The 12,552-nt window shown below is 60.3% G+C and carries 14 protein-coding genes; 5 read left to right on the plus strand and 9 right to left on the minus strand.

What is annotated here, in order from left to right; genetic code table 11:
- The first annotated feature begins 82 nt into the window (after positions 1–82).
- From ACN08V_RS04950 to ACN08V_RS04960, 3 genes are read left to right on the plus strand one after another with little or no spacing between them, the layout of a single operon-like run.
- Positions 83–400: a thiamine-binding protein gene (locus ACN08V_RS04950; RefSeq protein WP_419099181.1), complete on the plus strand. Its 318-nt coding sequence runs from the start codon at positions 83–85 to the stop codon at positions 398–400.
- A 2-nt stretch (positions 401–402) separates the two neighbouring features.
- The gene (locus tag ACN08V_RS04955; protein ID WP_419104754.1) at positions 403–873 is read left to right on the plus strand and encodes a pyrimidine dimer DNA glycosylase/endonuclease V; all 471 of its coding nucleotides are present in this window, start codon (positions 403–405) and stop codon (positions 871–873) included.
- Positions 874–888: 15 nt separating this feature from the next.
- On the plus strand, positions 889–1,029 hold the full coding sequence (locus ACN08V_RS04960) for a hypothetical protein (protein ID WP_419099179.1): 141 nt from the start codon (positions 889–891) through the stop codon (positions 1,027–1,029).
- Positions 1,030–1,173: 144 nt separating this feature from the next.
- Here the strand turns inward: ACN08V_RS04960 and ACN08V_RS04965 are convergent, their stop codons facing one another.
- From ACN08V_RS04965 to ACN08V_RS04975, 3 genes are all read right to left on the minus strand, one after another.
- Complete coding sequence (locus tag ACN08V_RS04965) at positions 1,174–1,710, minus strand: GyrI-like domain-containing protein (RefSeq protein ID WP_419104755.1); 537 nt, start codon at positions 1,708–1,710, stop codon at positions 1,174–1,176.
- A 106-nt stretch (positions 1,711–1,816) separates the two neighbouring features.
- The gene (locus tag ACN08V_RS04970) at positions 1,817–2,695 is read right to left on the minus strand and encodes a rhodanese-related sulfurtransferase (protein WP_419099177.1); all 879 of its coding nucleotides are present in this window, start codon (positions 2,693–2,695) and stop codon (positions 1,817–1,819) included.
- Positions 2,696–2,764: 69 nt separating this feature from the next.
- Positions 2,765–3,208, minus strand: a complete 444-nt coding sequence (locus ACN08V_RS04975; RefSeq protein WP_419099176.1) for a pyridoxamine 5'-phosphate oxidase family protein — start codon at positions 3,206–3,208, stop codon at positions 2,765–2,767.
- Between the two features lie 304 nt (positions 3,209–3,512).
- On the opposite strand from ACN08V_RS04975, the gene ACN08V_RS04980 reads away from it, so the two are divergent.
- Positions 3,513–6,140 (plus strand): DEAD/DEAH box helicase, encoded by a 2,628-nt coding sequence (locus tag ACN08V_RS04980; RefSeq protein ID WP_419104807.1) that lies wholly within the window; start codon positions 3,513–3,515, stop codon positions 6,138–6,140.
- Positions 6,141–6,179: 39 nt separating this feature from the next.
- On the opposite strand, the gene ACN08V_RS04985 is transcribed toward ACN08V_RS04980, so the two are convergent.
- The 6 genes from ACN08V_RS04985 to ACN08V_RS05010 form a co-directional block, all read right to left on the minus strand.
- On the minus strand, positions 6,180–6,593 hold the full coding sequence (locus tag ACN08V_RS04985; protein WP_419104756.1) for an Rv3654c family TadE-like protein: 414 nt from the start codon (positions 6,591–6,593) through the stop codon (positions 6,180–6,182).
- On the minus strand, positions 6,590–6,970 hold the full coding sequence (locus tag ACN08V_RS04990; RefSeq protein ID WP_419104757.1) for a TadE family type IV pilus minor pilin: 381 nt from the start codon (positions 6,968–6,970) through the stop codon (positions 6,590–6,592). Before ACN08V_RS04990 ends, ACN08V_RS04985 begins: the two co-directional genes overlap by 4 nt.
- A gap of 4 nt (positions 6,971–6,974) precedes the next feature.
- Positions 6,975–7,238 (minus strand): DUF4244 domain-containing protein, encoded by a 264-nt coding sequence (locus tag ACN08V_RS04995; RefSeq protein WP_419099172.1) that lies wholly within the window; start codon positions 7,236–7,238, stop codon positions 6,975–6,977.
- 332 nt (positions 7,239–7,570) lie between these two features.
- Entirely contained in the window at positions 7,571–8,146 is a 576-nt protein-coding gene (locus ACN08V_RS05000) for a type II secretion system F family protein (protein WP_419104758.1), read from the minus strand.
- Positions 8,146–8,907 (minus strand): type II secretion system F family protein, encoded by a 762-nt coding sequence (locus tag ACN08V_RS05005; RefSeq protein ID WP_419104759.1) that lies wholly within the window; start codon positions 8,905–8,907, stop codon positions 8,146–8,148. The genes ACN08V_RS05000 and ACN08V_RS05005 overlap by 1 nt, the downstream gene beginning before the upstream one ends.
- On the minus strand, positions 8,904–10,298 hold the full coding sequence (locus tag ACN08V_RS05010) for a TadA family conjugal transfer-associated ATPase (RefSeq protein ID WP_419104760.1): 1,395 nt from the start codon (positions 10,296–10,298) through the stop codon (positions 8,904–8,906). The genes ACN08V_RS05005 and ACN08V_RS05010 overlap by 4 nt, the downstream gene beginning before the upstream one ends.
- Before the next feature lie 338 nt (positions 10,299–10,636).
- On the opposite strand from ACN08V_RS05010, the gene ACN08V_RS05015 reads away from it, so the two are divergent.
- Entirely contained in the window at positions 10,637–12,409 is a 1,773-nt protein-coding gene (locus ACN08V_RS05015) for a bifunctional 3'-5' exonuclease/DNA polymerase (RefSeq protein WP_419104761.1), read from the plus strand.
- Positions 12,410–12,552 lie beyond the last annotated feature (143 nt).

Consider the following 12,552-nt stretch of genomic DNA (forward strand, 5'->3'; position numbering starts at 1 on the left):
CTAGCCACCGCACCGCCAAACTAGGCCTCCATTGATGGGGCAGAACCTACCACAAACAGCTAGCACAGGCTAACGTAGAGGTATGTTATTTGCTTTCTCTGTAGCCCCCACCGGAGGCGGCGACCCCAGCGGCTCCGTCCACGATGCCGTTGCCGAAGCCGTCCAGATTGTGCGCGACTCAGGCCTACCCCACCGCACCGATGCCATGTTCACCACCATCGAAGGTGACTGGGACCAATGTATGGCCGTCATCAAAGCCGCCACCGAAGCCATGACCCGCTACGGCAACAGGGTTTCCCTCGTGCTCAAGGCGGATATCCGCCCCGGCCACGACTCCGGTGAAATCACCGGAAAACTCGACCGGCTTGAAGCAGCCATTGACCAGCGGGCCAGGAGCTAACAGTGCGTATCTGGTCCATCACCCCTGCCCTGCTCGATGCCAAAGGCCTAGTCGCTTGCTGGCGTGAAACACTCTTGGCCCAAAAAGTCCTCCAAGGAAAAACACGCGGCTATACTCAGCACCCCCAGCTAGACCGCTTCAAAGCAAGCAATGATCCGCTGGCCTATATCTGCGCCTACCTGCACGGCCTTGCCGACGAAGCTGACACGCGCGGCTACTCCTTTAACCGGTCACTCCTGGTCCTGCCCAGAGATAATAAGCTGGAAGAGCTAGAGGTCACCGAGGGACAGCTAGAATATGAGCTTGCTTTCCTTACCCACAAAGTCAAAGGGCGCTCCCCCGACTGGTTCGCCCAGCATTTCTCCACGCCACCGCCAGCATTACCCCACCCTCTTTTCAAGGCCGTACCGGGCGGTATAGAAACCTGGGAAAAAGTTAAAGAGGGAACTTCGCCTTCTTTTACCGACAAGTAAGCTAAAGTCTTTCTTATGGCTAATGTAGAAAAAATTGCCGAACTCGAAAAATCCATTACCGACTGGAAGCAAAAAGCAGCCAACGGCGGCCCCGCTTTCATCGAAGAGATTATTGCCCGGCTCGAAGAACAGCTGGCAGAGGAACGCAACTCGTAAGATAACCCACGGCATTACCGCCCCATCAGGGCACCGGTAAGACCTCATAGAAATACCTTCCGTGCTAGCGCACCGGAAGGTATTTCTCTTTCTAGGTTCTGTTCTCCCAGGGCAACTACCTTAGGCTAATACTCAGAACTGCGACTATGCAGAGAGTCCGGTCACCGCCTGCCACAGGTACATGCGATAGTTCTGCCCCTGCATATCACCCGGCCCGTACACCTCTAGACACACACCGGTAGGGGTCAGGTTTTTAGAGGGGATAAAGGTCTGAGCCAGATAGTCAAAACCGGCCTTAATATGGGCAGGTGGAAGACCGGGCACCAGGGGCCCCTCCACCAGTACCGTAGCGTACATGGCACCGGGGACCACCACACCCGTCAGCCCCAAAGCCGCAACATCTTTAATACCCCCGGGAACAATAAACCCGGCAGTATAGGTCACCCCAGAATCGTCGGCATCTGGCATGAGCACGCCCACCCGCTGAAGCTTCTCCACAGCCGCCAACCGCTGGGCAGCCAGCTGAGCCTCAGCCTCTGTCTCGCCGGCACCCAAATGATCATAGAGTTTCTTCCACCACAGCGAAAAATCGCTCGTCTGCCTAGCCGGCTCGGTCACGCCCGCCACCATAAAGGTCCCATACTCAATCAGGGCTGTCTCATACGTCTGCTCTGCTGTCATGGCTCACTACTCTAATACCCCAGCACCAGAGCACACAAAAGGGGCCGGGCAAAAGGTCGATACCTCTTCACCCAGCCCCTAGCCCACGCTTGAATAGGTAAAAGTCTTAGCCGCTCACGCTCTCAAACTGGGCCAGTGCCTTGGTCTCGCACTCGGGGCACAGCAGAACCAGGTCGCGGTTACCGTCCACATCGAGGTTGACAAAGCTATTAGCAGGAGCCTGGCAGTGCTCGCACTCACCAATAGTTACGGTATCGGGCGAGAACTCCACGCGCTGACGCTTGTCAAAGACGTACAGAGAGCCTTCCCATAGCCCCGAGTCACCAAACTTTTCGCCGTAGCGCACGATGCCGCCGTCAATCTGGTAAATCTCCTTGAAACCCCGGTTCTTCATGAGGGCGGAGAGAATCTCACAGCGAATACCGCCGGTGCAGTAAGTAACAACCGGCTTGTCCTTGAGATGATCGTACTTACCCGACTCAATCTCCTGGATAAAGTCGTGGGTGGTCCGCACATCGGGCACCACAGCGTTCTTAAACTTGCCAATCTTAGCTTCAAAGGCATTACGCCCATCGAAGAAGACAACCTCATCGCCACGTTCTTCAACCAGCTGGTTAACCTCTTCGGGTTTCAGGTGGACACCGCCACCCACTACACCGTTCTCGTCAACCACAAGTTCATCGGGGGCACCGAAAGCAACAATCTCCTTGCGGGCCTTGACCGACAGGCGGGGGAAATCAGCGGAACCACCATCGGACCACTTCAGTTCCAGCTTCTCAAAGCCGGGGTACTGGCGGGTCGTCTTACCGTACTGTTTGAGGGCGTTAACATCGCCGCCCAAAGTCCCATTAATGCCGTGCTTGGAGATGAGGATACGGCCGGTTAGGCCAAGCTTCTCGCACAGGGCGCGCTGCCACAGCATGACAGCCTTGGGGTCGGTTACGGGTGCAAAGCAGTAATAGAGGATAATTCGTTCTTGAGCCACGCACCCATTCTAGTTCTTCTTGGCCTAGTCTGCCCGATACCACCGGGCAGATAAGCCATAAAAGATGAGCTAGGACCCCAGGCGGAAGCGCCGCCCCGTCATGGACACCGGAGTTAGCTCCACCAGTTCCAGCTTCTGGCTATCAAGCCAGGGTTCCAGGTTGAGCTTGCCGACGTAGTCAATCTCGCGGCTATCAGTCAGGAGTCGGGCCCGGGCAAACACATTCACTGAGTGCGCGCTCTTGCCCTCAACCCGGTCAAACTGTAGGGTCACTTTTTCATCAAGTAAGAGCTGGGTAAGCTTGCTACCGGCTGCCGTGCGGAAGAAAATCTTTACCCCGTCCGTCACAATATTCAGCGGGGTAATGTGCACGAAGCCCTCCTCGCCTACTGTGCCCAAACGAGCAAAACGAGTGCCTTGGATCAAATCCCACACCTGCTCATCGGTGAGCACGGTAACCACAGGCTCCTCAGGAGCTGACTGCTGACCCTTAATGTTCATTGGAATACTCATAACTCCCATTATTCCAGTTCTATGCATAGCTCACAGCCTTTACGCCCGGTTGGCGGGATAAAGGTCAGGCACAGGGGCTCTTGGTTTGCCCTGGGCAGCTCCCCACCATGCTCAGCGCCAGTCACCTCTGCCCTCAACAAAAGGTAGGAACACAGTACAGGCAGACAGGACAGGTCTGGGAAACAGCAGCAACAGGCCAGGCAATAAACCACCGACCAAGCGGTGCCATAATAGGGATGTGCCTACCCAAACCCCGCAGGAAAGCCCCGGCTCACGGGCGCCCGCCCCCCAAGAGCTCTTACTCGTGCTGGAACAGCTTGGTCTGACCGAGCTCCCTGCACAGGTCAGGCATGTGCGCACCCTGCCAGCCCAAGAGGCGAAGACCAGCCCCTGGCCGGGCTGGGCCCACCCCGCTGTCGTTGAGGCCTTCCAATCTTTGGGCGTGGATGAGCCCTACCTGCACCAAGTCCAGGCAGCCACCCTTGCCCACGATTCCTCCGGTAGCAGGCACGTCATTCTTGCAACGGGCACAGCCTCCGGCAAGTCACTGGCCTATCAGCTCCCCGTGCTCGATGCCCTCTACCGGGGCGAACACGAATATCAGGGAACCGGCTTTGATACCGGCAGGGCAACAGCCCTCTATCTCTCGCCCACCAAGGCGCTAGCTGCCGACCAGCTCTCTTCCTTACGAGCTCTTAACCTGCCAGGGATTGCGGTAGAGGCCTACGACGGGGACACCCCACGCGAAGACCGCCGCTTTATCCGCGAGCGCGCCCATCTGGTCCTGGCTAATCCGGATATGCTTCATCACGCTATTTTGCCTAACCATGCCCGGTGGGCGACTTTTCTGCGCAAGCTCAAATATGTGGTGGTTGATGAGGCGCACGGCTACCGGGGTGTTTTTGGGGCGCACGTCTCTCTTGTGGTGCGGCGGCTGCGCCGAATCTGCCGTCATTACGGTGCTACTCCCGTTTTTATTGGGGCTTCTGCTACCAGTGCGGAACCTGCCGAGTCTTTTGCCCGCCTCATTGGGTCGCGCCCTCAGGCGGTCACTGCAATTACCCGGAGCACCGCACCCAGAGGATCCACACAGGTGCTTCTGTGGGAGCCTGAGTTCACCGAGCCTGACACGGTTCGTGACCGGCTAGCGGCTCCAACTAGACAACCGGCGGGTGCGGGCGAAAACGGTGCCCCGGTCCGCAAATCAGTTATCGGTCAGGTAGCAGAGATGATGGCTGACCTGGCGGTCAGTCGCACCCGAACCATCGCCTTTATTAAGTCCCGGCGCGGGGCAGAAGCCATAGCGCAAACGGCCGGGCGCTACCTCGATGAGGTAGAGCCGGGTCTCTCCGAACGCATAGCCGCCTACCGGGCAGGCTACCTGCCCGAGGAACGTCGTGCACTGGAAATCGGTCTGAGGCGGGGGCACATACTGGGTATTGCCAGCACTTCTGCCCTGGAGCTGGGCATAGATATTGCCGGGCTGGATGCCGTGCTCGTAGCCGGCTGGCCGGGGACCCGGGCTTCCTTCTACCAGCAGATCGGGCGGGCAGGACGAGCCGGGCAGGACAGCTTTGCAGTGCTCATCGCCAGCGAAGACCCCCTAGATACCTACCTGGTCCACCACCCCGAGGACATCTTTGACCAGGGTGTTGAAAAGACTGTCTTTGACCCGCACAACCCCTACGTCCTGAGTCCCCATCTGTGTGCGGCAGCCTCCGAGATTCCCCTGCGCAGGGAAGAACTACCCATCTTTGGGACTAGCACCGAGCGGCTTTTGGAAAGCCTGGTCTCCCGAGGCTACCTGCGCCAGCGGGCTACCGGCTGGTTCTGGACCCACCCAGAGCAGGCCAGCGACCTGGTAAATCTGCGCGGTGGTGGCGCTCCCCTGCATATCGTGGAGAGCGACACCGGAAGTGTTATCGGCACCATGGACCGGGCACAATCCCACTCCCAGGGCCACCCCGGTGCGATTTACACGCACCAGGGTAAAACTTTCCTGGTAGAAGATTTAGATGAGGAGAAGGGGGTTATCACCGTAACAGCGGCCAACCCCGACTACTACACCCAGGCCCGGGACGTCACCGAGGTCGCCGTACTGGCAACAGAAAAGTCTCTCCAGCAGGGGCAGGTGAGCCTGAACTTTGGCCAGGTGCGGGTACGTTCTCAGGTGGTGAGCTACCAGAAGAAAAGCCTGGTGGGGCAACAGGTTTTAGGGGACGAGCCTTTGGAACTAGAGCCCCAGCTCCTCCAGACCCGCGCCATCTGGTGGTCCATGCCCGCTTCGCTACTCCAGGCAGCGGGTATCCATGAGAAGGATATCCCCGGCGCGCTTCACGCAGCCGAGCATGCCGCTATTGGCCTGCTCCCCCTGGTGGCAACCTGTGACCGGTGGGATATCGGCGGGCTTTCAACAGCCTTCCACATAGACACTGAGTTGCCCACCATTTTCGTCTACGACGGCCACCCCGGAGGGGCGGGTTTTGCCGAGCGTGGTTTTGAGCGGGTAACCCACTGGCTCCGCGCAACCCTGGACACCATTCTGGCCTGCGAGTGTGAGCTGGGCTGCCCCTCCTGCGTGCAGTCCCCCAAATGCGGTAACCGCAATGAACCGCTCCACAAGAAGGGAGCCGCACAGTTATTAGCTTCCCTGCTAGTAGAAGCCGGGGAACTCACCGAACAGCAAGGTGCCGATCTACTGGGTGCAGTGGCTCACCCCGGTACTGACGAACCTGGCAGAAGCAGCAACCCGAACAGGACTACGGCACCGAACCGAACTACGGCCCCGAACCGAACTACGGCACCGGGTCGAGCAAGCGCGCTCTCTCAGGCAAGCACACCAGATCAGCTAACTCCGCTTGAGCAAAGTCACCGAGAGCTCACCGTCACGGAGTCTCTGACCGGCCACAAGGATAGTGGTGACCCCTTCTAAAGGGTTTACCGGTACTGAGCTAATCGCGGTGACCGGTACCTAAGAACCACTTAGCCCGGGTGGGCCAGCCCTAGAAATACCCTGGGCTGGCCCCAGAAAGGCGAAGGGGCCAGCAATATCGACCGAGGTGCGGATATCCGCTGTACCGGCCAGGCCCGGTGGAAGGGCGCAGGCCACCAGGTTGACCCGGTTGGCCTGAGCTACCTCCTGGGCTCTATCGCAGGGATCCCCCGAGGTCAGCCCGCGAGCGGCGTCGGCAGCGGCTAGAGCCGCCAGGTCAGCGGCCTGGGCCGCCCGGTGGTTAGCCGCTAGGACGCCTATGAGCCCGGCGCAGGTAATCCCCACTATGAGCAGGGCGCACACCATACCCACCACCGACAGGCTCCCGCTCCCCCGCTCGGGGGAATCCCCGAGCGGGCGGGAACCATGACTGCCTGCGCAGGGGCGGGTCACGGAGTTTCACCGCCCTGAGCCCTAGGTTCGGTAAGAGCCCAGGCATCGGTATTCAGCTGCCACCCACTGATCTTTCCAATGAGTCCCGGCGCTGGCCTACTCACGCTCACACGGGTCATGCCATCCTGCTGGCCGATAGTAACCCTAGCCTCCGGCTCAACATCCTGGACGATACGGATTACCGTCTGTGAGTCTTCACCGCGTGCGGCGGCACGGGCACCCAGGCGGGCCCCCTCTTCCAGCCGCAGCTGGATCATGCCGGTGGCGGCAGCACCCAGAACCAGGGCAAGAATGAAAACCACAGCGGGCAAGGCCACAGCGAACTCTGCGGTAGTCGAGCCCCGTTGGCCCTCGGTGCGGTCAAGGGTGGCGGGCATGAGGCTAGGCCCCCGTTGAGAGTGCTGTTTGAACGATATTCAGGAGCATCTGCCGGACTTCATCAGATTTGAGGATAACCACTAGCAGGCCGGCAAAGCCCACGGCTGCTAGCATGACGATGCCGTATTCAGCAGTGGTGGCGCCAGCCTCAGGGTTATCAAGGCCAGCATGAACTAGCTCGCCGGTAAGCGCTTTATCAGCGCCCGCAGGCTCCATCCGATGCTGTTCCGTCGTAGCGCGGTCCCGAGGTGCAGAAAAACGTGACATGTTCTATCTCCTTGTCAGAGTCAGTGGGCTAGATTCTCTAGACCATGCGTTTTTGTTGCCCGATCAGAACCCGGGGGCAAGGGGTGCGGATACCGTTGGAAAAGAAGCAGGTCCTGACCGGGTGCCTCTAGCCTGCTCCCGCTCACGCACCGGGTAAAGGCTCATTCACCCCTGTGGATAGACCACTACTCCCCCGGCGCGTCGCTCTGCCCACCTAGCTCTCAAGGGTTCTTCCTACTCGACCTGCGAATTGGTGTTCCCAAGACACTGTGTAACGCGCATTTTTCTCTTAAGCAGGCACCTGTGAACACCGCCCCAAACCCACCGGTTTCTTAGAAGAGGGTCGGTAAAAGCGCTATCAGCACGGGGATTACCCCCAGACAGATAAAAGCGGGCAGGGAACAAGCCCCCAGGGGAACCACCAGTTTGACAGCTAGCCGGGCCGCAGATTTTTCGTGTTGCCGTTGCCGATGCCTGCGCTGGCGGTCGGCCAGCACCCTCACGAGTTGGGCGCTGGGCGCACCTGTTTCTAGGGCCAGACCCAGACAGTCACGCACCGGTGCCAGCCCCTCCGGTCTACTCTTGCCCCAGGCTTGCTCCCAGTGGGCACCGGCGTAGAGCTTAGCAACCACCACTGCTAGTTCGGTGCGGTACCGCCCCTGCTCAAGCTGGCTGAGCTGTTCCAACACAGCGGGTACAGAGAGCCCCGCGGTGAGCATCGTGGCCGCCAGGTCCAGGTAGAGGGCGGGGCTAAGAGCAGGCAAACCCGACTCCTTATTGCCTGCAGGAACCGGCGGGCGCGGACCTCCCTGTTCTTGCGCCTCCGTCTTCTTTCTGCCGCCGAGCACCCAGAGCAGGCCAGCAGACAGGAGGCAGAGCAGGCTCAGACAGAAAACCAGCAGCACCACTAGAGCTCACCCCCTTCCGCACGCCCAATCAGCCGGGAAGTCCACCGGCTCCCCGCGTAGGCTAGGCCCAGACCGGTTAGTCCCACCAGGGCACCGCCAAAGGAACCGAGTAGAACACCCAGAGGGTCGGTACCCATGATGATGCCCAAGCCCAGCCCCAGAGCGGGTAACCAGGACAGGATCCGTCCCGTTGCCTTGGGACCACTCAAAGCGGTTTCTCGCTGTTGACGTAGGTCGATTTCCGTCTCGTAGTAGCGGGCCAGTCTCTCAAAAACTGAAGCAAGTGAAGCGCCGGTTGTTTGCCCCACCTGCCAGCAGGCGGCCAGAGCTACCACACCATCCCGCACAGATTCCCGGTAGTCAGCGGTACCAGGGTGCAGGCATGCCGGGCCCAGCGGAAGCCCTTTCTGGGCGGCCTCGGTACAGCACTCAAAGAGGTCCACCATATCGGCCAGGGCGCGGGCAAGATCCTCGTCCTGCCAACGCTCTGCGCCCCAACGCGCCACTGGCCTCATGCTCGCTATTCGGGTACGGGTTTCTTCTAATGAACTAGCCAGGTTCCGGCCTACCATAGCGCAGGCAAAAGCCGGCGAACAGCCTGCCTTAAGCAGGGCCGCCATTCGCCAGATAGCGTCAGGCCAAAGCTCTAACTCATCCAGAGAGGGCTTGTTTCCCCGGCGCGCCCTCAGAACCAGGTGAGTTAAGCGGGTTTCCAGCCCTCCTAGAGGGCCGGGCAGGGTGCTGACCGGTCCTGTTTTCATCGGTATTCCCCCAGGCCGGAGGCGGCTTTAAGGCCGCTCGCCTCGGGGTGCCACAGCAGAAAACTGCCCCGGCGGCGAGCTTCCACTGTACACACCGGCTCTACCAGCAGGGCACCTGCACTCCCCCGCAGCCGGTAGACACCGCGCACGAGCCGTTGCCCTTTATCCCGCTCCAGGTGAATAAGATAGTCCAGAGCAGTCTGAGCTTGCAGGGCCACAGCCTCCTGGCTCGCCCCCGCTAAAGCCCCCATGGCATAGAGGCGGGCAGGTACAGCGTCGGCAGAGTTGGCGTGTAGGGTGCTCCCGCTCCCGGAGTGGCCGGTGTTCATGGCGGTCAGCATGTCCATGACCTCAGCCCCACGGCATTCCCCCACCACCAGGCGACTCGGGCGCATACGCAGGGCCTGGCGAATCAGCTCGTCCAGCCCCACGGCACCGCGCCCTTCGGCATTAGCTACCCGCGCTTGCAGGCTCACCGTATGGGGGTGCTCCAGATGTAGTTCGGCAGTGTCCTCCACCAGCACCAGCCGCTCATGGTCAGGGGCCTCCTGCAAGAGGGCCCGCAGAAGCGTGGTCTTACCGCTGCCGGTTCCCCCGCTCACCACCAGGTTGGCACGACTTTTCACCAAGTAGCGCAAGAGCTGTTCCAGGTCCTTACCCATCATGCCTTTCTCACGGAGCTGGCGCAGTTCGTAGCGGCGCTCGCCTTGAAGACGGATAGAAAGTAGGGTCCCGCTTTGGCTGAGCGGTGGCAGAATCGCGTGGACGCGTGCACCCTGAGCGGTCTGGACGTCGGCGGCGGGGTAGGCATCATCTAGGCGGCCTCCTGCGGCCAGAATGAGGCGGGTGGCCAGTGCCCGCACGTCCTTGTCGTCCTCAAAGGTGATGTTTGAGCGGTGTAGGCTGCCTGCTGCTTCGTACCAGACCCGGTGCGGGCCGTTGACAAAAATATCGGTGAGTTCGTCAATGTTCAGGAGCTCTTCGAGGGGCCCTAGCCCGGTGAGTTCGGCTTTGAGGCGGGCACCTGCTTGGGGTGCTATCTCGCGCTGGGGTTCACCTGCTGAGGTGGTTTTTTCGGCTTTTTCTTGTTCGTCCAGGACCGTATCAATGAGGCCCTGTAAGCGGGCGGGGTCGGTCATGGCCTCTAGGCTCAGGCTGTCGGCGGTGAGCTGTTCACCCGGTTTATCTGCGTTTTGTTCCACCGGGGACTGGTTCCGCGCTTTGGGTTCTTCCCCGGGGTTTTCCTGCTTTGGGCCGGGTAGTTGGGCCATGTCTTGGGGCTCTATGTCAAAGAAGCGGCTGCGTGCTTTGCGGACAAGGATTTGGATCTGGTCGTCAGGGGCGGTGTCAGCACCCACCCGTTCATCTGTAGTTTTAGCTGGTGAAGGCATGATTTACCTCTGGGGTTCAGCCCTACCCGCTTCTTTTCCTGCCCTCTTTATGCCACAGATAAAGCGCCAGGTCTAGCCCCGCCTGGCAGGCTGTGGATAAACCGGGGGCGATGCCCAGAGTTCAGTGCTGTGTCTGCCAACTGGCTTGGGGCTGGCGTTTAAGCGATGTTGGCAGAGACAGCACTGGGGTCAGGTGGGTGGCTTGAATTGCGCTGTGTGCGCTAGCTAACCGGGCAAGAGGGAGGCTTGCCGGTCTACCTACCCAAACGTACGGTGTGTTCGGGTCTGGCGCTGAGCCAGGGTTGAGCCGTGTTTTGGGCAGACCCCATAATAGAAGAATGTATATAGTGCTCGGCCCCGTAGCTACCCCGAATCGGGGGGATAGCTGGGAGGCTATAACTCTCAGCGATACCGGTGCCGGTAGCCGCCGCACTTTCCCCCGCGCTAAGCTCCCTGATTTTATTAGGGCGGTGGAGGGCCAGAACCCGCACCGGACTATTCGTTGGACGTGGGCTGATTCGCGTCTGGTGATGCCTCAGCTCTTGACTGCGGGGGTGTCGCCGGCGTCCTGTCATGATCTGCGGCTGGCTCAGCGGATTCTTGTTACGGCGGCTTCTAATGCGCAGAACGCGATGAGCTATACCCCTACTCTTGATGTGGAGCGGCTGGTCCCTGAGCCTGCTGGGGTGATGCCTGCGCGTCAGCCCATGGAGGGGCAGGGTTCCCTGTTTGATGATGAGTTGGCCGGTTCTTCTCTGTCCAGTAAGGCTCCGCAGGAGCCGAGTGCCCAGGCTTTGGCCGCCGAGCTGACGGCCCAGCGTGCGGCTGTGGCGACTTCCCCTCACCCTTCGCGTTTGGCTCTGCTGTTGGCCGCTGAGTCTCAGGGGGCGCTGATTGCCGCTGAGATGAAGCACTGGGGTATGCCCTGGAACCGTGCTATCCACGAGAAGATTCTGGAGCACGAGTTGGGCCCCCGCCCGGCGGGGTATGACCGGCCCTCTAAGATGGAGGCTCTTGCCGCCCGTATCCGTGAGGAGCTGGGGGCGCCCCATCTGAACCCTGATTCGCCCCAGGATGTGCTCAAGGCTTTGCAGGCCGCTGGGCATTCGGTCACGACTACCCGTAAGTGGGAGCTGACTGAGTGGGCTAATGCGGTGCCGCACCTGCGTGAGGATCGCTGGCAGGTGGTGCGGCCTTTGCTGGCTTATAAGCGGTTGGCTCGGCTTTACACGGCTAATGGCTGGAATTGGCTTGATGCCTGGGTCAGTGACAACCGCTTTTACCCTAGCTATGAGGTGGGTTCGGCAGCTACGGGTCGTTGGGGTGGGCATGGCGGGGGTGCCATGCAGATCCCTAAGGACGTGCGTCCTGCTGTTCGTGCTGAGGAGGGCATGATCCTTACGGTGGCCGATGCCGCGCAGATTGAGCCGCGTATCTTGGCGGTGATGAGCGGGGATCGTGCGCTGGCTCTTGCGGGGCGGGGTAAGGACCTATACCTGGGGATAGCTCAGATTGGTGAGCGCACCGGTAGTGTGCTGAATGACCGCCCCCACGCTAAGGTTGCCTTACTGGGCGCTATGTACGGGGCTACTAGCGGTGAGGCGGGCCAGCTCATGCCGCACCTGAAAAAGATGTTCCCGCAGGCTATAGCTTTGACAGAGCGGGCCGCCGCTCTTGGTCTGCGCGGTGGGCAGGTGAGCACTTATTTGGGGCGTACTTCCCCTGCGCCTTCGGCCACCTGGTTTCAGGCTCAGCGCAGTCAGGGTACCGCTGCCGATGAGCGTGCCGCTCTCTCTGCGGCCCGCGCGCACAGCCGGTTTACCCGCAACTTCCTTATTCAGGGTACTGCCGCTGAGTGGGCTCTTATCTGGATGGCACAGATTCGCCGGCGTCTACGTACCGAACGCCGTTTTGGGCGGCGTTTGCAGTCGCGCCTGGTCTATTTTTTGCACGATGAGATTATGCTTTACGGCCCGGTGGGTGAGGCGGCTCTCTGCACGAAAATTGTGCGGGAGTCGGCGCAGACCGCTGCCGAACTGATTTTTGGGAAGACGGATGTGGAGTTCCCGGTAACGGTTGTGACCACGGATGACTATTCCACCGCCAAGTAGCTCGGTCGTCGTAGCTGGTATGACTGTTAGCTGGCTTGGGGCTGGCGTTTAAGGGCGCTAACGCGGCACATGGTATCAGAGCCGGCAGACGGTGTTCCCGTTAGCTGGCTCGGGGCTGGCGTTTAAGGGCGCTAACGCGGCGC

Source organism: Rothia sp. P5766 (assembly GCF_048513555.1).
Lineage (GTDB): Bacteria > Actinomycetota > Actinomycetes > Actinomycetales > Micrococcaceae > Rothia.

What these genes read in the sequence shown, in the direction of transcription:
- ACN08V_RS04950 (WP_419099181.1), top strand. Translation starts at nt 83, where the DNA reads ATGTTATTTGCTTTCTCTGTAGCCCCCACCGGAGGCGGCGACCCCAGC.
- ACN08V_RS04960 (WP_419099179.1), top strand. Translation starts at nt 889, where the DNA reads ATGGCTAATGTAGAAAAAATTGCCGAACTCGAAAAATCCATTACCGAC.
- ACN08V_RS04965 (WP_419104755.1), bottom strand. Translation starts at nt 1,710, where the DNA reads ATGACAGCAGAGCAGACGTATGAGACAGCCCTGATTGAGTATGGGACC.
- ACN08V_RS04975 (WP_419099176.1), bottom strand. Translation starts at nt 3,208, where the DNA reads ATGAGTATTCCAATGAACATTAAGGGTCAGCAGTCAGCTCCTGAGGAG.
- ACN08V_RS04990 (WP_419104757.1), bottom strand. Translation starts at nt 6,970, where the DNA reads ATGCCCGCCACCCTTGACCGCACCGAGGGCCAACGGGGCTCGACTACC.
- ACN08V_RS04995 (WP_419099172.1), bottom strand. Translation starts at nt 7,238, where the DNA reads ATGTCACGTTTTTCTGCACCTCGGGACCGCGCTACGACGGAACAGCAT.
- ACN08V_RS05005 (WP_419104759.1), bottom strand. Translation starts at nt 8,907, where the DNA reads ATGAAAACAGGACCGGTCAGCACCCTGCCCGGCCCTCTAGGAGGGCTG.
- ACN08V_RS05010 (WP_419104760.1), bottom strand. Translation starts at nt 10,298, where the DNA reads ATGCCTTCACCAGCTAAAACTACAGATGAACGGGTGGGTGCTGACACC.
- ACN08V_RS05015 (WP_419104761.1), top strand. Translation starts at nt 10,637, where the DNA reads ATGTATATAGTGCTCGGCCCCGTAGCTACCCCGAATCGGGGGGATAGC.